At 63.2% G+C, this 20,986-nt stretch carries 18 protein-coding genes and 1 tRNA gene; 1 reads left to right on the forward strand and 18 read right to left on the reverse strand.

Going from position 1 to position 20,986, the window contains the following annotated elements; all coding sequences use genetic code 11:
* Positions 1-51 precede the first annotated feature (51 nt).
* The 18 genes from ACMNAY_RS00375 to purD form a co-directional block, all read right to left on the reverse strand.
* Positions 52-849: a hypothetical protein gene (locus tag ACMNAY_RS00375; protein WP_418717957.1), complete on the reverse strand. Its 798-nt coding sequence runs from the start codon at positions 847-849 to the stop codon at positions 52-54.
* Between the two features lie 845 nt (positions 850-1,694).
* Positions 1,695-2,546, reverse strand: a complete 852-nt coding sequence (locus ACMNAY_RS00380) for a hypothetical protein (protein ID WP_418717958.1) — start codon at positions 2,544-2,546, stop codon at positions 1,695-1,697.
* A 138-nt stretch (positions 2,547-2,684) separates the two neighbouring features.
* A complete protein-coding gene (locus tag ACMNAY_RS00385) occupies positions 2,685-4,001 on the reverse strand; it encodes a hemolysin family protein (protein ID WP_418717959.1) in 1,317 nt (438 codons plus the stop codon).
* 563 nt (positions 4,002-4,564) lie between these two features.
* Positions 4,565-4,640, reverse strand: a tRNA-Thr gene (locus ACMNAY_RS00390).
* Positions 4,641-4,720: 80 nt separating this feature from the next.
* Positions 4,721-5,584: a 16S rRNA (adenine(1518)-N(6)/adenine(1519)-N(6))-dimethyltransferase RsmA gene (gene rsmA, locus ACMNAY_RS00395; protein WP_394975156.1), complete on the reverse strand. Its 864-nt coding sequence runs from the start codon at positions 5,582-5,584 to the stop codon at positions 4,721-4,723.
* 68 nt (positions 5,585-5,652) lie between these two features.
* Entirely contained in the window at positions 5,653-6,942 is a 1,290-nt protein-coding gene (locus ACMNAY_RS00400; RefSeq protein WP_418717960.1) for a S41 family peptidase, read from the reverse strand.
* A 141-nt stretch (positions 6,943-7,083) separates the two neighbouring features.
* Positions 7,084-8,229 (reverse strand): murein hydrolase activator EnvC family protein, encoded by a 1,146-nt coding sequence (locus ACMNAY_RS00405; RefSeq protein WP_394975160.1) that lies wholly within the window; start codon positions 8,227-8,229, stop codon positions 7,084-7,086.
* A gap of 30 nt (positions 8,230-8,259) precedes the next feature.
* On the reverse strand, positions 8,260-9,168 hold the full coding sequence (gene ftsX / locus ACMNAY_RS00410; protein WP_394975162.1) for a permease-like cell division protein FtsX: 909 nt from the start codon (positions 9,166-9,168) through the stop codon (positions 8,260-8,262).
* Positions 9,165-9,854 (reverse strand): cell division ATP-binding protein FtsE, encoded by a 690-nt coding sequence (ftsE, locus tag ACMNAY_RS00415; protein WP_394969313.1) that lies wholly within the window; start codon positions 9,852-9,854, stop codon positions 9,165-9,167. Before ftsE ends, ftsX begins: the two co-directional genes overlap by 4 nt.
* Positions 9,855-9,999: 145 nt before the next feature.
* The gene (locus tag ACMNAY_RS00420) at positions 10,000-11,082 is read right to left on the reverse strand and encodes a PucR family transcriptional regulator (protein WP_394969312.1); all 1,083 of its coding nucleotides are present in this window, start codon (positions 11,080-11,082) and stop codon (positions 10,000-10,002) included.
* 265 nt (positions 11,083-11,347) lie between these two features.
* Entirely contained in the window at positions 11,348-12,055 is a 708-nt protein-coding gene (locus ACMNAY_RS00425) for a pseudouridine synthase (RefSeq protein WP_418717961.1), read from the reverse strand.
* A 1-nt stretch (position 12,056) separates the two neighbouring features.
* The gene (locus ACMNAY_RS00430) at positions 12,057-12,545 is read right to left on the reverse strand and encodes a pyridoxamine 5'-phosphate oxidase family protein (RefSeq protein ID WP_330059120.1); all 489 of its coding nucleotides are present in this window, start codon (positions 12,543-12,545) and stop codon (positions 12,057-12,059) included.
* A 142-nt stretch (positions 12,546-12,687) separates the two neighbouring features.
* Positions 12,688-13,116, reverse strand: coding sequence for a hypothetical protein (locus ACMNAY_RS00435; protein ID WP_418717962.1), 429 nt, complete (start codon positions 13,114-13,116; stop codon positions 12,688-12,690).
* Positions 13,113-13,316 (reverse strand): helix-turn-helix transcriptional regulator, encoded by a 204-nt coding sequence (locus ACMNAY_RS00440; protein ID WP_177522141.1) that lies wholly within the window; start codon positions 13,314-13,316, stop codon positions 13,113-13,115. Before ACMNAY_RS00440 ends, ACMNAY_RS00435 begins: the two co-directional genes overlap by 4 nt.
* Positions 13,317-13,512: 196 nt before the next feature.
* Complete coding sequence (locus tag ACMNAY_RS00445; RefSeq protein ID WP_418717963.1) at positions 13,513-13,890, reverse strand: DUF5655 domain-containing protein; 378 nt, start codon at positions 13,888-13,890, stop codon at positions 13,513-13,515.
* Positions 13,891-14,006: 116 nt separating this feature from the next.
* The gene (gene purB / locus ACMNAY_RS00450) at positions 14,007-15,443 is read right to left on the reverse strand and encodes an adenylosuccinate lyase (protein WP_418717964.1); all 1,437 of its coding nucleotides are present in this window, start codon (positions 15,441-15,443) and stop codon (positions 14,007-14,009) included.
* A 33-nt stretch (positions 15,444-15,476) separates the two neighbouring features.
* Positions 15,477-19,169 (reverse strand): phosphoribosylformylglycinamidine synthase, encoded by a 3,693-nt coding sequence (locus ACMNAY_RS00455; protein ID WP_418717965.1) that lies wholly within the window; start codon positions 19,167-19,169, stop codon positions 15,477-15,479.
* Positions 19,170-19,195: 26 nt separating this feature from the next.
* Positions 19,196-20,479, reverse strand: a complete 1,284-nt coding sequence (purD, locus tag ACMNAY_RS00460; protein ID WP_418717966.1) for a phosphoribosylamine--glycine ligase — start codon at positions 20,477-20,479, stop codon at positions 19,196-19,198.
* 289 nt (positions 20,480-20,768) lie between these two features.
* Between purD and ACMNAY_RS00465 the strand changes: the two genes are divergently transcribed.
* On the forward strand, positions 20,769-20,986 hold a 218-nt coding region (locus ACMNAY_RS00465; RefSeq protein ID WP_418717967.1), incomplete at its 3' end, for a response regulator.

Genomic DNA, 20,986 nt, shown 5'->3' on the forward strand with positions numbered 1-20,986 from the left:
ACGCAAAAAGAGGGCCCGCCGCTTTCGCGGCGGGCCCTCTTTTTGTTCTGTTTACTCCCCTGCTTGCAGGCGGCAGCTGCCCTTGTAGGGAGGCTTCGCCTCGATGGCCAGCGTACCGTCGGCCTCTTCGGTGCAGGTGTACTGCTGGGGCTTCAAAACCACCTTTTCCGCCACGCCGTCCAGGTTGCCGTCGGCGTAGAGGGTCACTTTCAACCTGCCGTCCGCCGTGCGCTCGGCCTCCAGGCCGGGGCGGTGGAGCTGCAGCTCCATGGTGCCGGTGGTCTTGAGCATACGCCCGTCCGCGCCCGCGGCCCAGGCCACCACCGTGATGAACACGGGGATGTGAGGTTTTTTCATCGCCGCGCCGGTGAGGTTCAGCACCAGCGTGGCCGTGTTGGAAGAACCCACTACCGCCGGGATCACCGCTTTCAGCCCCTCGGGGCAGATGGCGGTGGGCAGATAATTCCAGTGCAGCCCTTCGCCGCCGTTTACGGTGAGCTGGATATCCACCGCCGCGCCTTTGGTGTTCACCAGGTCGTCGAAAGGTCGGTAGAAGCTGACCGACACCGCAGGGGTATCCTCTTCGGGCAGGTCGGGGGTATCATCGGGAACGTCCGGGTCCTCAAAGTCCTCCCGGCGCCTGGCGAAGGGGGTGTTCTCCAACGCGGTGGACATTCCGTTCAGCACCGCGCCGCCGCCCAGGCCCAGCGCCGCCGCGCCTGCGGTGGTGGCCACGGTGCGGGTGGCGGAGGACTTTGAGCCTCCCAAACCCGTGGGAAGCCAGTCAATACCAATCAGTTCTACACCGCCGTATTCATCAAAGGGCACATATTCCTGCATTCCCAGCAACGAATTGCTGTTCCCCGCATATTCCCACTGCGCCTGATATACTATGGTCTCCCCTTGGAATTCGTAGGTAGTTCTCGTGGGTAAATAACAGGTGAGATCCTTCGTCTCGTGAAGAATATAAGATGTTGCGGGACACCAGTTTGCGCTGCAAGAATAGCGATAAACCGCTTCGGTCGGATTTTGGAGCTGCGATGCAGGCGCATCCAGCGCATTCTTCGCCAGTTCCCGGTAGGTGGTAGCCGCCGCCTCATCCGGGAAAAGCGCCACACCGTCCTGCATGATCAGATCCGGCGCTGGGATCTCCGCTATTGCCTGCAACACAGCTGTGATCTCGACCTCAATATCCGTCTGAATCTCGGCGTACACATACTCGAGCCCTTGCGTGTTTTTGACTGTACTCTCTGGCCCCAATTTGAAGTTGGAAAAACGGACCGTCTGTTTCATCTCTGTGTCGGGAACAAACTTTCCGAATATAACTGAATCTTCACTTACCCCAAGAATGATCGGCCCGGCGAACTGATGCGGGAAGGGGGCTGTGCCTCCGTCGGATGACAAATAACAGAATTTTGAGTTCAATCCATTCCTGGCTTGACCAAATTCAGAAATACTGTAGGTGCTTTCGCAGACAAAGTCCAAGCTTTCTCCCGCCTTCAAAAGAAGCGAATCCTTCCAAACTCCTTCTGCTGTTCCGATCCGATTGCTGTAATACCCGTTTCCTTCGGACACGGACAAGTGAATCTCCCGGAGGGGTTCTTCAAAATCCGCCGCGAACACCGGTGCGGCACAGGCAAGACACAGCGAGGCTGCGCCGGCCAAGGCCAGTGCGCGCCGAATGAGTTTCTTGTTCATTTGCCCTGCGCCTCCCCGCCGCCTGCAGCGGCCGCTGCCTTTTTCGCCTTTGCCGCGGCCAGCCGGGGCCGCACAAGGCAGAAAATGCCCAGCAGCGCCAGCAGGATGGGCAGGCCCCGGGCCAGCAGGGGCCACAGGAAGGTCACACTCAGGTTTTTGGTGAGAGACAGGGGCACCGCCGCCGCCATGCCCACGGCGAAGCCGGCAAAGACGCGGTCGATCACGCCGCGGTTCACCGTGCGCAGGGCCTTTTTGGCCAGCAGGATATTGAGCAGGGTGATGAGCAGGCCCCGCTGACGGGCAATCTGGCCGCCGATGGTCAGGAACAGCGCCACGCAGACCATGCTGTTCACCGCGCTGCCGTCGCCGGTGAGGAAGGGATAGGCCGCCAACGCAGCCGCGCTGCCCCAAAGGCCCGCCGCCAGCATGTGGGGGGAGCGGTCCTTCCAGAGCAGCTTGAGGTTGGAATACTGGGGGATGCGGGCGAACAGCTGGGCCTTGGTCTGGGCTTTCAGCTCGCTTTTCACGTTGTCCCGGCGGCGGCCGTCCCACTTGCGGTGCATCAAAAGGCCCCGGAACAGGCTGTTAAAGCACACCAGCAGGATGGCTTTGCCGATGGTACCGCCTAAAGCGCTGCCCTCCATGCCGGCCAGCGCGCCGGTGAGGAACTGGAAGGGCCACAGAATGGCCCACTGGATGCCCGCGGCTTTCGCCCAGCTGAGCACCAGCCAGAACACCGCCATGATGGCCGTGGGGGCAAGGCTGGTCTTGAGCGTTTCCAGCATCGTTTTCCAAAAGCCGGTCTTCTTCTGCACCTGCTGCGGCGCTGCCGCCATTGTCTCTTCCATAAATGATTCCTCTTTTCCCTTGTTTTCCGCAAAAACAGTCTCTCGACCGCATTTTACTTCATTACAATACACCTTTTTCTCTTTTGAAAGGCCTTCGAAAAAACGCCGCCGCCCCGTCATCGGGGGCGGCGGCATTGTTCAGCTGTCGGTTTCCGGCTCCGGAGCGCGGCGCACCAGCGCGGTCTTTACCTGATGGGAACGCAGCTCGGTGACGCGGATCGTCAGGCCGGCCGTCTCCACCTCCAGCGTGGATCCGTCGGGCGGGATGGAACCCAGCGCACCCAGCACCAGGCCGTTGAAGGTCTCGTATTCATCGCAGGGCAGGGGCATGTCCAGCGCCGCGGCCACTTCGGTGAGTTCCGCGTCGCCCCGCACCTGCCAGACGCCCGGGCCCGCCGCCTGCACCGGCGGGGTCTCCTCGTCACCGTCCAATTCGCCCACCAGCTGTTCCAGCAGGTCGTTCATGGTCACGATGCCCTCCAGGCCGCCGTACTCGTCCAGCACCACCGCCATGGTGTTCCGGGTGCGCTTCATGTTGCGGAACAGCACGTCCGCCCCCACGCACTCCGGCACGAAATAGGCGGGGCGCACCGCACCGGTCATCACGGCGGCACGGCTTTTGTCCTCCAGACAGAGGTAGTCCCGGGCGTTCAGCACGCCCACCACGTTGTCGGCGCTGCCCTCGCAGACGGGATACAGGCTGTGGCGGCCGCTGCGGATGGCGCGGTCCCACGCATCTTCCCCCTCCTCCATGCGCAGCAGCTGCACCTCGGTGCGGTGGGTGGCGATCTCGCCGGCGGTGCGGTCGTCGAACTCGAACACGTTCTGGATGAACTCCTTTTCGCTGCGGTCGATGACGCCCTTCTCGCTGCCCGCGTCCACCATCATGCGGATCTCTTCCTCGCTGACGGTCTCCTCGTGGGCATTGGGGTCCACGCCCAGCAAGCGAAGCACGGCGTTGGTGGAGGCGGTGAGCAGCCAGACCAGCGGCGCGCACAGCCGGGCGATGGCGCAGAGCAGCGCGGACATGCCCAGAGCCAGGGGCTCTGCCTTGCGCATAGCCAGACGCTTGGGCACCAATTCGCCGAAAACCAGCGTGAAGTAGGAGAGCACCAGCGTGATGATCACCACCGCGGCGGCGTCCAGGGTGGCGGCGGGCACCGGAACGCCCAGGCTCAGCAGCCAGTCCACCAGGCCGTCGGAAAAGTTTTCCGCCGCAAAGGCGCTGCCCAGAAAGCCGGACAGGGTGATGGCCACCTGGATGGTGGCCAGGAAGCGGGCAGGCTGGCTGGTGAGCCGGGCGAGGCGCACGGCCCGCTTGTCGCCGGAGGCGGCCAGCCGGGCCAGCCGGGTGTCGTTCATGGAGATGACGGCGATCTCGGCGCAGGCAAACACAGCGTTGAGGCCGATCAGCGCCGCCTGAAGCAAAAGCATGAGAACAAGAGAATCTTTCAAAATATGGTCCTCCTTGAGAACATTCACATAAAAACACAAACGGACATTGCCCGGCGCCTACTCTCGCAGGCACAGGCTATGTCCGATAAAATGCAATATGTGAAACAGAGGAGGGTTTTCTTCGCCGGTACTGTCGCCGTCGTCCATGGCTTTTACGCGTCACGCTTCCCTTTCGTATGATTTGCGAAACAGCATAGCATATCCCCCGCCTTTTGTCAAGAAACAAGCGGCGAAATGAAGGCGACGCGCGGCAAGCGACACGCCGCCCCCGCATGGCCGCCTGCAAGGCGGCTGAGGCCCCCGCGAAAATTTGCGAAGCAAAGTTTCGTGGGGAAACGAGGAGCAGCAGAGTGAGCGCGCGATGAGCTTTTTGTGAAACAAAAAACTCGTCGCAAGCGATACGCCGCTTGCACTTTGCCGCCCACGGGGCGGCCGGGGCCCCCGCGAAAGTTTGCGAAGCAAAGTTTCATGGGGAGAAGGAGGAGCAAGGGAGCGAGTGGATGGCGCTTTTTTGTGCTGAAAGCATAAAAAAGCGCCGGAGCAAAGCGAACTTTGCTCCGACGTGGAGCCGGCAGACGGATTCGAACCCCCGACCTGCTGATTACAAATCAGCTGCACTACCAGCTGTGCTATGCCGGCTCAGAACGGCGCAAAAAACGCCGTAAGGACATTATAACAAAACTACGCCGCCGGGGCAAGGGCTTTTTGGCCCCGGTGCTTTAAGCCTCCAGCGCCGCCATCTGCTGCTGCAGGCGGCAGAAATCCTCCAGCGTCAGCTGCTCCGGCCGGGCCGTAGCGGGCAGGCCCGCCGCCTCCAGCGCCACGGCCACCGCGGCCTTGGGCACGCCCAGCGCGCTGCTGACCGAGTTTGCCGCCGTTTTGCGCCGCTGGCTGAAGGCTGCCCGGATGAGCCGGAAAAAGCCCGCCTCGTCCGGCGTTTCCACCGCAGGAGTGGGACGCACCGCCAGCTGGATCACTGCGCTGGTGACCTTCGGCGGCGGGTAAAAGCTGCCCGGCTGAACGCTGAACAGCATCCGCGGCTGGGCATAATAGGCCACCGCGTAGCTGATGGCCCCCGCCTCCCGGCTGCCCGGGGCGGCGGTAATGCGCTGGGCGGCCTCCTTCTGCACCATCACCGTGATGTGGCGGATGGGCAGCTTTTCCTCCAAAAGGCGCATCAGGATGGGGCTGGTGATATAGTAGGGCAGATTGGCGCACACCGCCACCGGCATGCCGGGGAATTTTTCCCGGATGAGCCCCGCGATATCTACTTTCAGTATATCCTCAAGGACAATTTCCACATTGTCGAATTCGGCCAGCGTCTCTGCCAGCAGGGGCGGCAGACGTTTGTCCACCTCCACCGCTACAACCTTCTTCGCCCGCAGGGCCAGCTCCTTGGTGAGCACGCCCACGCCGGGGCCGACCTCCAGCACGCCCCAGTCCTTGTCGATGCCGGCGGCCTCCACGATCTTGGGGCAGACGCCGGGGTTGACGATGAAGTTCTGGCCAAAGCCCTTGGAGAGGGCAAAATCATACCGCGCGCACAGATCGCGGATGGTGGACAGATCGGTGAGGTTGGGCATAAAAAGCCTGCCTTTCTGAAAAAATCAGGGCAGCGCCCCTTGGGCGGGTCGCTGCCCTGTCAAAATGCTTACTCTTCGCCGGAAGCCGCAGAGGCAGTTCCCTCCGCAGTGCTGTCCGACGCGGGGGCGGAATCGCCCGTGGAAGTGCTCTCACTGCCGGAAGAAGCGCCGGTGAGCAGCTTGGCCGCCGCCAAAGCACGGCTCACCTGCGGGTCGCTGGTCAGCGGCGCGCCGGCGTCGGTGTTGGTGCCGGGGGCAACCTCGATGTCCACGGCAAGGCCGGTGCCGTCAAAGCTCTCACCGTTGGCGGTGATCATCTTGGCCACCGTGATGACCACGGCGCTGCCGTCGCTCATGCGGTGGGGTTCCGCCTGGATGGTGCCCTTGCCGTAGGTCTTCTGGCCCACCAGCTGGGCGCCGGAGAACTGGCGCAGGCTCTCAGCGAACAGCTCGGCGCTGCTGGCGGTCTGGCCGTCCACCAGGACCACCATGGGCAGGTCCACGCTGGACTCATCGCTCTCGCCCATCAGGGTGCGCTCGCCGGTCTTGTACTCGGCCCAGACGATGTCCCCCTTGGGCACCAGCAGGTCGATGCAGTCCACCGCCGCGCTGAGCAGACCGCCGGCGTTGCCGCGCACGTCAAAAACCAGCGCCGTGGCGCCCTGGCCGGTAAGGTCGTTCACCGCCTTGCTGAACTGGGTGATGGTGGTGGAGTCGAACTGGATGATCTTGATGTAGCCGATGGAGTCCTCCATCATCTGGTACTCCACGCTGGGAATGACGTATTTGCTGCGGATGACGGTGTATTCCATCGTCTCGGAATCCGGCGACATGTAGCTCAGGGCCACCTGGGTTCCGCTCTCGCCCTGCAGGCGGGTGAGCACGTTGTCGCGGGTGAGGTTTTTCACGTCGGCGCCGTCGATGGCGGTGATGAAGCCGCCCACCTGCAGGCCCAGCTCCTCGGCGGGGCTGCCGGCGTAAACCTGGGTGATGCGCGCGTAGCCGGAGGTGTCCTTCACCACATCCACGCCCACGCCCACGATGTTGCCGCTTTGCACTTCCAGCAGCTCGGTGTACTGCTTGGCGGTGTAGTAGGTGGCGTTGCGGTCGCCGGTGCCCAGGACGTAGCCGTAGCTGATCATGTCGAAGAGGGTGGCATCCTGGATGTCGCCATAGTAGTTGGCGCGCACATATTTATCCAGCTCCGCCAGCTTGGAGTACATGCTCTCCTTCTCCTGCACCGAGGGGATGGTCTGGTCGAAGATCTGCCGCGCCAGAATCATGGTCACCGAGAAGGTGACCGTCATGGCGATGATGGCAATGGTAAGCGCCAGGCTGACGCTGATTTTCTTGTTCATGGGCACTCCTTCCGGGTCAGAATCCGTATGCCAGCTGGAAAATGACGGTGCTGAGCACCGAAACGGTCATCAAGGCCGCGATCACCAGGCAGACGATGCGCACAAAGGGTTTATGATTCATTGGGGTCTTCCTCCCTCCCGTCACGGGGGACTGATATAGTTGCGGGGGTTCTGACACACCCCGTTCACCCGCACCTCAAAGTGCAGATGGTTGCCGGTGGAATTGCCGGTGGAGCCCACATAGCCGATCACCTGGCCCTGGGTCACCGTCTGGCCCACGCCGACGATGGCCGCCGACTGCATGTGGGCGTAGAGGGTGGTGATGCCGTCGCCGTTGTCGATCATGACCACGTTGCCGTAGCTGGAGTGGCCGGTGGTGGCCGCCACGGTGCCGTTGTGGGCGGCATAGATGGGGGTGCCGCCGGCGATGGCGATGTCGATGCCCTTATGGCCGGTGCTGATGATGCCGTTCACGTTCTGGCTTGCGCCGAACTCGGTGGTCACGCGGCCCGCCGAGGGCAGCGGCCAGATGAAGCCCTCGGCGCAGGTGCCGCTGCCGGAAGATGCGTTCTCACGCACCCACTGTTCATAGGCAGCTTCGGCCGCGTCGGCCAGCTTCTGTTTTTCCGCTACCACCTGCTCCTGCGCCTTTGCGTCGGCGTCCAGCTTGCTGATGGTGGCGTCCTGGGCCTGGATGTTGGCGCTGAGCTGACCGGACTTCTCGTCCAGGGCGGCCTTGGCGCTCTCCAGATCGGCCTTGGCCTGTTCCAGCTCCTGCTTTTCCGCCTCCAGCTCCGCCTTCTGGGCGTTCATTTCCTCCAGGACTTCGGTGTCCTTCTGGCTGATCTGCTGCAGGGTGGTGGAGAAGGTGAGCAGGTCATAAAGGCTCTGGGCGCTGGTGATCATGGCCACCGCGCCGGAGTCGTGCATGACCTGCATGGCCTGCATCCGCTCCTTGAAATCGCCCCAGCGCTGGTCGATGTCCGCCTGCTTTTCGGCGATGACCTGCTCCTGGTTCATGATCTCCACGTTCTTCTGGTCGATCTGCTCCATGGCCTGGGCGATCTGATCCAGAATGATGGTCTGCTGGTTTTTCAGGCTCTGCTTCTGGGCCTGGGCTTTATCCTTGTTGTTCTCGATCTGCTCGTATTTTTCTTTTTCCGCGGCCAGTTCCTTCTCGGCCTGTTCCCACTCGCTCTTGTAGTCCGCAGCGGCCGTCGCAGCCAGCATCGATGCCGCCAGCAATCCGCAGATGATGCGGCGCAGCGCGGGTTTGATTCGCTTCATGGCGGTACCTCCCCTGTTGTGAAAAAGCGGTCAGACTTTCAGATATTTGCGGATGGAGCTGGCGGTGCCCAGGCTGCCGATGAGCATGCCGAAGGCCAAAAAGCCGCCCAGCACCAGATACCACACCTTGGACAGCGGCATCAGCGTGCCGCCCAGCAGGCTGCCCCAGAAGCCGGGCAGCTCCACGGCGTAGATCAGCAGCAGCTGATAGGCGCCCAGCACCAGCACGGTGGAGATGACGCCCGCGATGAGGCCCACGGTGACGCCCTCCACGAAGAAGGGCAGACGGATGAAGCCGTTGGTTGCGCCCACGTACTTCATGATGTTGATCTCTTTGCGGCGGGCGAACACGGTCAGGCGGATGGTGTTGCTGATGACTACCACACTGACGAAGCCCAGCACTGCCACCAGCACGATGCACACCAGGCTGACGCCCTGGTGGACGCTGGTGAACATCTCACTGAGCTGCATGGGCGCGCCCACCGACTCCACGCCCTCGATGGCCTCCAGCTGAGGCATGATCTCGGGCAGGTCGCTCACGTCGTCCAGCACCACACGGTAGTTGGCGTAGAAGGGGTTCTCGCTGCCCTCGAACACGTCAAAGAGATAGGCGCTCTCGCCCATGCTCTCCTTCATGCGCTCCAGGGCCTCGTCCTTGGAGACATAGGTGACCTCCCGCAGGCCGCTGATGCTGCGCAGGGCGGAATCCACCGCGGCAAGGCCTTCTTCGGTGAGGTCTTCTTTCAGATAGACCACCGTCTCGTTCTGGCTGCCCAGATAATCCATCAGGCTGCCCACGTTGAGGGTGAACAGGCCGGCCACGCCGGTGATGAGCAGGCAGACGGTGAGCACGCCGATGCTGGCGACGCTCATCAGCCGGTTCTTGACCATGCTGTGCAGGCCCTGGCGGGCCAGATACTTGAAACTGGACCAGTTCACAGCAGCACCTCCCCCAACGGCGACTCGGCGGTATCGCCCACCACGTTGCCGTGGTCGATGCGGATGACCCGCTTGCTGAAGCGGCGGGCCAGCTCGTGCTCATGAGTGACCACCACCACGGTGATGCCCACCGAGTTGATGGCGCTGAGCAGGCCCATCATCTCCACGCTCAGTTCCGGGTCGATGTTGCCGGTGGGCTCGTCGGCGATGATGAGCTGGGGGCTGTGCACCAGCGCACGGGCCAGCGCCACCCGCTGCTGCTCGCCGCCGGAGAGCTCGTCCGGGTATTTGTCCATCTTGCCGGAAAGCCCCACCAGGTTGAACACATAGGGCACCCGGGCCACGATCTTCTTTTCGGGGATGTTGGTCACCCGCATGGCGAAGGCCACGTTCTCGTAGGCGGTCATGGAGGGGATGAGGCGGAAGTCCTGGAACACCACGCCCATGTTGCGGCGCAGATAGGGCACCTCCCGCTCCTTTAAGCGGGAGAGGTCCTTGCCGTCCACCAGAACATGGCCGCTGGTGGCCTTCTCCTCCCGGAGGATAAGTTTCAGAAAGGTGGATTTGCCCGCGCCGGAGTGGCCCAGCACGAACACGAATTCGCCCTTGCGGATGTGCAGGCTGACATTCTTCAGGGCGGTGTTCCCGCCGGGATACACCTTGGTGACATTGTCAAAAACGATCATTGGGATACCTCTGCTCAGTGGTGTGGCGCGGGGCGCAAAACAGCCGGTCACGGTGGGCGACCGGCTGCCTGCTGGCGCGTGGCTCTGTTCTTTAAACGCGGGGCAGGGCCCCATCATTGCATAGCGGGCGCAAAAAGCGCGGCGATCAATACTTGGCCGGGTTGGCGCTCAGGTACTTCTTGACCATCAGCGCCACTTTGAACACGATGGCGTCGTCGAACTCGCGCAGATCCAGGCCGGTGAGCTTCTTGATCTTCTCCAGACGGTAGACCAGGGTGTTGCGGTGCACGAACAGGCCGCGGCTGGTCTCGGAGACGTTGAGGTTGTTCTCGAAGAAGCGCTGGATGGTGAACAGGGTCTCGGCGTCCAGGCTCTCGATGCTGCCCTGCTTGAACACTTCCCGCAGGAACATCTCGCACAGGGTGGTGGGCAGCTGGTAGATCAGGCGGGCGATGCCCAGGTGATCGTAGCTGATGATGGACTGCTCGGTGTCGAACACCTTGCCCACTTCCATGGCCACCTGAGCCTCTTTGAAGCTGGTGGCCAGGTCCTTCACGTTGCCGATGGGGGTGCCGATGCCCACCACCGCCTTTATGTAGTGCTCGCCGGAGAGGGTGTCCACAATGGAGGCGGCCAGCTTTTCGATGTCCCGCTGGTCGATGCCGCGGCGGATCTCCTTCACCAGAACGGTGTCGGTCTCGCTGATGTTGAACACGAAGTCCTTCTGCTTGTCCGGGAACAGGCCGCTGACCACGTCGTAGGCGGAGATATCGGTGCCGGAGGTCACGCGGATGAGCAGCACCACGCGGGACACGTCGGTGGCAAAGTGCAGCTCCCGGGCCTTGGCGTAGATGTCGCCGGGGAGGATGTTGTCCAGCACCACGTTCTTGATGAAGTTGGCTTTGTCGAACTTCTCGTCGTGGTACTGCTTGATGCTCTGCAGGCTGATGGCCATCAGGCTGGCGAACTGGCCGGCGGTCTCGTCGGTGCCCTCCACATACACAGCGTAGTCGTTGTGTTTGTTGGAGCTGAACTGATGGTAGGTGCAGCCGCCGCACTGGAAGCTGTCGCCGGAAAGGCGCTCAGCGGCAAAGCCGTCCCGCACTTCGCCGATCATGTTCAGATCCGAGCAGGAAATGACGGTGCCGGTCTCGTCCACGACGCCCACCGTACGCCCAATGGCGTCCTTCATCTGGTACACGACGCCCTGAAATACTCTGTTCGCCATAGAAATGCTCCCCTTTTTTGTATTCGATGATAAGCCTCGCGGCTGCGTTTGTGATTTTGAACAATTACAAACAACGTCTGTGTATATATTACACAATGGAATTTACTTTTGCAACATATTTCGGGCAAAAAAAATGCCATTTATTGTGTAATTTTGAGTTTTGGGTCAAAAAGGGGCGCTATGGCACCTTTTTTATCCTATTATATAAATGTGACGGTTCTTTGAAAAAAGTTTGAAAAGCGGCCTCCCGGGCCGCTTTTCAGCTTTATTCTCTTGTCGTCAGCAGGGCCTTTTCTTCCGGCGTGATGAGCCGCCAGGCGCCCGGCGCAAGGCTCTCGTCCAGCGAAAGGCCGCCGATGGCGGTGCGGTGCAGCCCGTTCACGCCCACATCCAGAACGCCGAACATCCGCTTGATCTGGTGGTAGACTCCCTGCCGCAGCACCACGGTGGCGGCGAAGGGGTCGGCCTCGTCCGGGATCAGCAGCGCCGGCTGCATGGTCTGGCCGTCCGCCAGGGTGACGCCGGCGGCGAAGGCCTCCACCATCGCCTGGGTGACGGGGGCGTCCAGCACCACCCGGTAGGTCTTGGGCACATGGCGCTTCGGGGCCAGAATGTCGTGGGCGAAAGCGCCGTCGTCGGTGAGCAGCACAAAACCGGTGCTGGTCTTGTCCAGCCGGCCGGCGGGAAAGAGCTGCCGCCGGGGAAAGGCCCCGCCCAAAAGGTCCACCACCGTTTTGTCCCGGCCGTCGGTGCTGGCGCTGACCACGCCGGCGGGCTTGTTCAGCATGATATATACATATTCCTCGCTGGCCAGGGATTTGCCGTCGGCACAGACGGCATCCCCCTCTTTGATGGGAAAGTCCGCTTTTTTGCAGACCTGCCCGTTCACCGTGACCCGACCTTTGGCGATGAGGCCCCGGGCCGCGGAACGGGTGAGCTGGGCGGCGTCCGCCACGAATTTGTCCAGCCGCACGTTACATACCCTCCACAAGACGGCCCTTGTTGCCCTTGCCCTGGAAGGCGTCCACCTCCATGGCCAGCATCACCACCGCCGGCATGCCCCGCATGGCCCGCTCGTGTTCGGGGCCGTCCATCCAGTCGCCGGAATACTTTTCGCAGATGGCCCGCATGCCCGCCTGGCGCTCGGCCTCGTCGGTGACAAGGCGCACATTGCCCTCGGCCACGCAGCTGGCGTAGACATAGGTAAACTTGCTGGGCTGGTTCTCGGCGTAGAGCACACAGGAGAAGCAGGCCCGGGGCCGGGCGGTGAGGTTTTCCAGCTTCTGACCCGCCCGGGCGCAGTGGAAGTAGATGGTGCGGCCCACCAGCGCGGCGCACATGGGCACCGCGTAGGGGCTGCCGTCCTCGTTTACCGTGCAAAGAAAGCCGTATTCGCAGTCCCGCAGAACGGTGAGCGCGTCCTCCTCGCTGAGTTTTCGGTCCATTCGGCGCAGATCGCGCATGGCAGAAGTCCCCTTTCCGGTGAAATGTGTATGTGACTGATTATAGCACATTTCTTCCCCGTTTGGCCTGTCCGCCGGGAATTTTTGCCCTTTGTGCGCAAAAAAGGCCGCGGGGTCTCCCCCGCGGCCTTTTTCTTGCGCGTCACATCTGCTTTTCCAGTTTGCACCGGTAGTAAACGGCGCTGAACTCCACGAAGAGATAGGCCGCCACCAGCAGCAGCACCGCCGCCAGTTCCACCTGCATCAGCGCGAAGGTGAGCATCAGCGCGCCGTAAACAAAGGTCATTTGGTCGAAGGCTTTTCCCTTGGCCCGGTCGGCAATGGCCCGGTTGCGCTCGTCGGCGCGCTCCACTTCCAGCCTTTTTTGCAGCGCCGGGTCCCCCTGGACGGCCCGGGCCGCCAGCAGCTCCCCCGCACCGTGGCCGAAGAGGCCGCAGCCCACCCCGATGCAGAGGTAGGGCAGCGTGCACACCACGCCCAGATCCGCTCCGCAGCGCAGCAGCCACAGCCCCGCCGCCGCGGCCAGCAGGCCCAAAAGAATGAACAGGACGTTCCGGGTGTTCTTTTTCATTTTGTCTCCTCCTCATAGATAAAAATGTCCTCGATGGTGAGGGAAAAATACCGCGCTATCTTGAAGGCCAGCTGGATGGAGGGGTTGTAGCGCCCGTTTTCCAGCGAGCCGATGGTCTGGCGGGACACCTCCAGCGCGTCTGCCAGTTCCTCCTGGCGCAGGCCTCGGGCTTTGCGCAGTTCTTCCAGTCGGTTTTTCATGGCCGTCCTCCTTCTGATGGAAAGTTTGCTTTCCATGATTTGAGTATAGCACACCCGCCGAAAATGTCAAGCGTGCTTTCCATTTTTCTGCAAAAAATTGCCGCCGGGGGTATTCCGGCGGCGAGGCTGTGTGAGGGAGCCGAGCGGCATCAAGGGTGCAGGAGGGCAGCAGGGATACGGCGCACCAGGCGCTTTTTCACTTAACAGCGGCAAAGACCGCCGCCTGTTTGACCCAGCCCATCAGCTCGTCGTCTATCTCCTCTTTGCGGGAGAGGACGAAGTGGTGGGTCCAGCGATTGGGGTAGGGCTCAGTGACCACCGCCGCCCGGGGGGTGTCCAGAGGACGGTCCAGCCCGAGGGTGAGGACGATATAGTGGGCGGGCAGTTCCGCCTTGCGCTTTGCCCTCAGGAAAGAGACGCAGGCGAACAGGCGGCGGCTGTAAAAAGAAATTTGGCTTTTGCTCACCTTGAGCCGCACGTTCTCGATTTCAGAGAATATCCGCGCTTCCAGCGCCTCGTAGAGAGCCAATTCCTCCGGCTTGCCGTCGAAAAAGCACAGTGCGTCGCCGTTCATCGTCCCGGCCTCCTTTCGGGGCATTCTCCCCCGCTTTTCTTCATTATAACACAACGCGGCCCGAACAAAAACGGCGCGCCCCGTTTGCGGGGCGCGTCGTTTTTTGCAGTTTTTTATCAGACGCTCAGCTCGGCGGTCTGGCCGGCGGCATCGGGGTTCGCCGCCAGCACCGGGCCCAGCACGTCCCGCAGGAACTCGTCCACCTGGTGGGCGCTGCGGCCGGTGAAGGCCTCGGGGCGCAGTTCGGCTTCAATCTCCTCACGGGAGAGGCCGAAGGCGGGGTCCGCCTCGATGCGCTGGATCATGTCGTTGGCAAGGCCCTCCTGCTTGACCTGGGCCGCCGCGGCGATGGCGTGCTGGCGCAGGCGCTCGTGGAGCTCCTGACGGTCGCCGCCCTTTTTCACCGCCTTCATCATGATGTTCTCGCTGGCCATGAAGGGCAGCTCGGCCATCACCCGGGCGCGGATGACCTTGGGATAGACCACCAGCCCGTCGCAGACGTTGAGCAGGATATTCAGAATGGAGTCGGTGGCGAGGAAGGCCTCGGCCACGGCGATGCGCTTGTTGGCGGAGTCGTCCAGGGTGCGCTCGAACCACTGGGTGCCGGCAGTGAAGGCGGGGTTCAGCACGTCCACCATCAGGTAACGGGCCAGGGCGCACACCCGCTCGCAGCGCATGGGGTTGCGCTTGTAGGGCATGGCGGAGGAACCGATCTGGTTCTTCTCGAAGGGCTCCTCCATCTCCTTGAAGTTGGCCAGCAGGCGGATGTCGGTGGCCAGCTTCATGGCACTCTGGCCGATGCCCGCCAGGGCGTTCAGCACCATCGCGTCCACCTTGCGGCTGTAGGTCTGGCCGCTCACCGGAACCACCTTGTCAAAGCCCATGGCGGCGGTGATGTCCGCTTCCATGGCCTTGATTTTTTCCTCGTCCCCCTCGAACAGCTCCATAAAGCTGGCCTGGGTGCCGGTGGTGCCCTTCGCGCCCCGCAGGGCCAGGGTGGAGATGCGGTAGTCCACTTCCTCCAGGTCCATATAGAGCTCGTTGGCCCAGAGGGTGGCCCGCTTGCCCACCGTGGTGAGCTGGGCGGGCTGGCCGTGGGTGTAGGCAAGGCAGGGCATGGCCTTGTATTCGTCGGCGAATTTCGCCAGCAGGCCCAGCACGCCCAGCAGCTTTTTGCGCACCAGCTGCAAAGCCTCGCGCATGACGATGACGTCGGTGTTGTCGCCCACATAGCAGCTGGTGGCGCCCAGATGGATGATGCCCTTGGCCTCCGGGCACTGCAGGCCGTAGGCGTAGACGTGGCTCATCACATCGTGACGGCACTCCTTCTCCCGGCGGATGGCGTCCTCGTAGTTGATGTCGTCGGCGTGGGCCTTCAGCTGGGCGATCTGCTCGTCGGTGATGGCAAGGCCCTGCCGCTGCTCGGCCTCGGCCAGGGCGATCCAGAGTTTGCGCCAGGTACGGAATTTGTTGTCGTCGGAGAAGATGTACTGCATCTCCTTGCTGGCGTAGCGGGTCTGGAAGGGGGAAATGTATCTGTCGTGTTCTGCCATAGTGTTCTTCGTTCCCTTTCTGTTTTGCGCGGCTTACAGCCGGAAGTAGTCCACGCCGCCCTCGAAGAGAGGCTGGTACTTGTCGCCCGGCACGTTCTTGTAGAGGTCGTTGCCGCTGCGCTCGGTGTGGCCCATCTTGCCCAGCACCCGGCCGTCGGGGCTGGTAATGCCCTCGATGGCCCAGACGCTGCCGTTGGGGTTGGCGGAAAGGTCCATGCTGGGCTTGCCAGCAAGGTCCACATACTGGGTGGCGATCTGGCCGTTCTTCAAAAGCTCGTTCAGCACCCCGTCGTTTGCCACAAAGCGGCCCTCGCCGTGGCTGATGGCCACGGTGTGCACCTGGCCGGGCTGGCAGCGGCTGAGCCAGGGGCTGAGGTCAGAGGCCACCCGGGTGTTCACCAGCATGCTCTGGTGGCGGCCGATGGTGTTGAAGGTGAGGGTGGGGCAGCCTTCGTCCATGGGGCGAATCTCGCCAAAGGGCACAAGGCCCAGCTTGATGAGGGCCTGGAAGCCGTTGCAGATGCCCAGCATCAGGCCGTCCCGCTGTTTGAGCAGGCGGTGCACCGCCTCGGTGACGGCGGGGGCCCGGAAGAAGGCGGTGATGAACTTGGCGCTGCCGTCCGGCTCGTCGCCGCCGGAGAAGCCGCCGGGCAGCATGACGATCTGGCTTTCATCGATGGCCTTCACCAGCGCCTCGCAGCTCTCGGCCACGGCGGCGGGGGTGAGGTTGTTGATGACAAGCACCTGGGGTTCGGCCCCGGCCCGGCGGAAGGCGCGGGCGGTGTCGTACTCGCAGTTGGTGCCGGGGAACACGGGAATGATGACCTTGGGCTTGGCCACGCCGATGGCCGGGGCCTTGCGGGTGGGGGCGGTGAATGTGACTTCCTCCACCTCGTCGCCCTTGCCCCGGTAGGGGAACACCGGCTCCAGCTTGCCCTGCCAGGCCTCCTCCAGCGCGTCAAGGCCGATGACCTCGCCGCCCAGGGTGAAGGTGTAGTCTCCGGTGACGGTGCCCAGCTCGATGGCGCCGCCCACCGGCTCGTCCCGGGTCAGCTCCAGTATGAAGCTGCCGTAGGCGGGCTTGAACAGCTCGGCGGGGTCCACGCCGTCAGCCAGCTTGAAGCCCAGCCGGTTGCCCAGGCACATCTTGAACAGGCCCTCGGCGGCGCAGCCGTAGCCGGGAGTCCAGGCGGAGCGCACCTTGCCGGCGGCGATGAGGCTCTCCACCTGCTCGAACACCGCTTTCAGGCTGTGATGCTCGGGGCGCAGGTCGTCGTATTTCGGGCGCAGCCAGACCACCCGGCTGCCCGCGGTCTTGAACTCGGGGCTGATGACATTGCCGGTGGTACCGATGGCGGTGGCGAAGCTCACCAGCGTGGGGGGCACGTCCAGTTTCTCAAAGCTGCCGGACATGCTGTCCTTGCCGCCGATGGCGGCGATGCCCAGGTCCACCTGGGCCTTCAGCGCGCCCAGCAGGGCGGTGAAGGGCTTGCCCCAGCGCTCGGGGTCGGTGCCCAGGCGCTCGAAGTACTCCTGGAAGGTCAGATAAGCCTTTTTGTGGTCGAAGCCGCTGGCCACCAGCTTGGCCACGCTCTCGATGACCGCCAGATACGCGCCGCTGTACTGCTTTTTCTCCATCAGGAAGGGGTTGTAGCCCCAGGCCATGCCGCTGCAGGTGGTGGTCTCGCCGTCCACCGGCAGTTTCGCCGCCATGGCCTGGGCCGGGGTGAGCTGGCGGCGGCCGCCGAAGGGCATCAGCACGGTGGCCGCGCCGATGGTGGAGTCAAACCGCTCGGAAAGGCCCTTCTGGCTGCAGACGTTCAGGTCGGTGACGAGATTTTCCATCTTTTCGGCCCAGGTGTCGCCCTGCCAGTCCCGCTCGTAGGGCAGGCAGTCGTAAACCAGGACGTTGGCGTGCTTTTCGGCGCCGTTGGAGTTCAGGAACTTGCGGCTGATGTCCACGATGGTCTTGCCGCGCCAGGTCATGGTGAGGCGGGGCTCCTCGGTGACGGTGGCCACCACGGTGGCGTCCAGGTTCTCCTCGTGGGCCAGGGCCACGAAGGCCTCCACGTCCTCGGGGGCCAGCACCATGGCCATGCGCTCCTGGCTCTCGCTGATGGCCAGCTCGGTGCCGTCCAGACCGTCGTACTTCTTGGGCACGGCGTCCAGGTCGATGGCAAGGCCGTCGGCCAGCTCGCCGATGGCAACGCTCACGCCGCCCGCGCCGAAGTCGTTGCAGCGCTTGATGAGGCGGGTGGCCTCCGGCCGGCGCAGCAGACGCTGCAGCTTGCGCTCGATGGGGGCGTTGCCCTTCTGCACCTCGGCGCCGCAGGTCTCCAGGCTCTTGACGCCGTGGGCCTTGGAGGAGCCGGTGGCACCGCCGCAGCCGTCGCGGCCGGTGGCGCCGCCCAGCAACACCACGATGTCGCCGGAGGCGGGCACCTCACGCCGGACGTTGGCGGCGGGGGCAGCGCCCACCACCGCGCCGATCTCCATGCGCTTGGCCACGTAGCCGGGGTGATACAGCTCGCTCACCTGGCCGGTGGCAAGGCCGATCTGGTTGCCGTAGCTGGAATAGCCCGCCGCAGCGGTGGTGACCAGCTTGCGCTGGGGCAATTTGCCGGGCAGGGTGTCCGCCACGGGCACCAGCGGGTCGCCCGCGCCGGTGACGCGCATGGCCTGGTAGACGTAGCTGCGGCCGGACAGGGGGTCGCGGATGGCGCCGCCGATGCAGGTGGCCGCGCCGCCGAAGGGCTCGATCTCGGTGGGGTGGTTGTGGGTCTCGTTCTTGAAGAGATACAGCCAGTCCTGCTCCTCGCCGTCCACGTCGCACTTGATCTTCACGGTGCAGGCGTTGATCTCGTCCGATTCGTCCAGGTCCTTCAGCTTGCCGATGGCCTTGAGGTACTTGCCGCCGATGGTGGCAAGGTCCATCAGGCACATGTCCTTCTTGCGGCCGGCGTACACCGCCTTGCGCATGGCCAGGTAGGCGTCGAAGGCCTTTTTCACCTGCACGTCCTCGATGCGCACCTCTTCCAGGATGGTGCCGAAGGTGGTGTGACGGCAGTGGTCGCTCCAGTAGGTGTCGATCATCTTGATCTCGGTAATGGTGGGAACGCGGCCCTCATGCTGGAAATACTGCTGGCAGAAGGCGATGTCCGCCTCGTCCATGGCAAGGCCGCGCTTCGCGATGAAGTCCTTGAGTCCCTCCTCGTCCAGCTCCAAAAAGCCCTCCAGCACCTCCACGTCGGCGGGCACGGGGTAATCCACCTGCAGGGTGTCCACCGTTTCCAGGGAAGCTTCGCGGGCTTCCACCGGGTTGATGACATACTTTTTGATGCGCTCCAGCTCCTCGGCGGTCACATCGCCCTCCAGCAGGTAGACCCGGGCGGTGCGCACCTGGGGCCGCTCGCCCTGGCTGATGAGCTGGATGCACTCGCTGGCGGAGGAGGCGCGCTGGTCGAACTGGCCGGGCAGATACTCCACCGCGAAGGTGGCTTTTGCCGCGGGCAGCGAATCATAGACTTCGTCCACCGGGGGCTCGCTGAACACGGTGGGCACGCAGGAGTCGAACAATTCCCGGCTGATGCCCTCCACGTCGTAGCGGTTCAAAAGCCGCAGGCCGGTGACGCTCTCGATGCCCAGCAGGCCGCGCACCTCGTTCAGCAGGCTTTGGGCCTCGTGGTCAAAGCCCGCTTTCTTTTCCACATAAACTCTGTATACCATGGGTACCTCCCTTGAAACTGTGGGGTTCACCGCAGGGCCTCCAGCGCCCGGCGACCGATGTCGCTGCGGCGGTGCAGCCCTTCGAAGGAAATGTTGTCGGCGGCGGCGTAGGCCTTTTCCAGCGCCGTTTTGAGGTCGGGGGCGGTGGCGGTGACGCCCAGCACCCGCCCGCCGGAGGTGACCAGCCTGCCGTCCTTGAGGGCGGTGCCGGCGTGGTAGACCACCCCTTCGCCGCCGGGCAGCTGACCGTTTTCAAGGCCGGAAATTTCCTTGCCTTTTTCATAGTGCTCGGGGTAGCCGCCGCTGGCCAGAATGACGCAGGCGGCGCTTTCGGCGGAGAATTCCACCGGGGTCTCGCTCAGTTTGCCCTCGGTGCAGGCCAGCATGATGCGCAAAAGGTCGCTCTTCAAAAGGGGCAGCACCACCTGGGTCTCGGGGTCGCCGAAGCGGCAGTTGTACTCGATGACCTTGGGGCCGTTCGGGGTGAGCATCAGCCCGAAGTAAAGGCAGCCCTTGAAGGGGCAGCCCTCGGCGGCCATGGCCGCCATGGTGGGGGCAAAGATGGTCTTTTCGCACTCAGCCGCCGCCTCGGCGGTGTAGCAGGGGTTCGGGGCCACGGTGCCCATGCCGCCGGTGTTCAGGCCCTTGTCGCCGTCCAGCGCCCGCTTGTGGTCCATGCTGGAGGCCATGGGTTTCAGGGTCTTGCCGTCGGCAAAGGCCAGCACGCTGACCTCGGGGCCGGTGAGGAATTCCTCCACCACCACCCGGCTGCCGGAAGCGCCGAACACCTTTTCCTCCATCATTTCATGGAGGGCTTCCTTGGCCGCTTCCTCGCTCTCGCAGATGAGCACGCCCTTGCCCAGGGCCAGGCCGTCCGCCTTGATGACCACCGGGTATTTGCCCTTGGCGCGGATGTAGTCGAGGGCCTTCGCCGGCTCGTCGAACACCTCATACTCGGCGGTGGGGATGCCGTATTTCTTCATCAGGTTCTTGCTGAACACCTTGCTGGCCTCGATGCGGGCCGCGGCGGCGCTGGGGCCAAAGGCGGGGATGCCCGCTTCGGCCAGCCTGTCCACCAGACCCAGAGCCAGCGGGTCATCGGGGGCCACCACAACGTAGTCCACCTGTTCCTTCTTCGCCAGCTCCACCTGGCCGTCGATGTCGGTGGCGGCCACCGGCACGCAGCGGGCGTCGGCGGCGATGCCCCCGTTGCCCGGCGCGCAGAGGATCTCAGTGCACAGGTCGCTCTCTTTCAGTTTTTTCACAATGGCGTGTTCCCGGCCGCCGCCGCCCACTACCAGAAGTTTCATGGGTAGGTCTCCCCCTTTCGTTTGTTCCCGAACGCACAGACGCCCGGCGCGGCAAAAATCGTCGCGTCGGGTGGTTGTTTGCAGGCAGCACCGCATCAATTTCAGGTGGTGGAGCGCACCAGAAAATTTTTTGTGAGATGAACCAAAAAGCGCAGGCAATCCTTGGTGGATTGACGAGCATTTTTGGAAAATATCACGGAAAATTTTGGCGCGATATGCCGCCTGAGGCGTAGCCGTAAGTTGTGCGGTGGTGCCTTGAGAAAGACAAATGACCCTTGGAGGGGATACAATGGAAGGATACCGCATCCTGTTGGTGGATGACGAGGAAGAGCTGCGGGTGGGTATCCGCCGCCGCATCGACTGGGAGGCGCTGGGCTTTGTGCTGGCGGGGGAAGCCGCCAACGGGCAGGACGCGCTGGAGCTGGCCGAGCAGCTGCGGCCGGACGTGGTGCTCACCGACATCAAGATGCCCTTTATGGACGGGCTCACCCTCTGCCGCCAGCTCAA

The organism is Candidatus Allofournierella merdipullorum, assembly GCF_048426865.1.
GTDB classification, from domain to species: Bacteria; Bacillota; Clostridia; order Oscillospirales; family Ruminococcaceae; genus Allofournierella_A; species Allofournierella_A merdipullorum.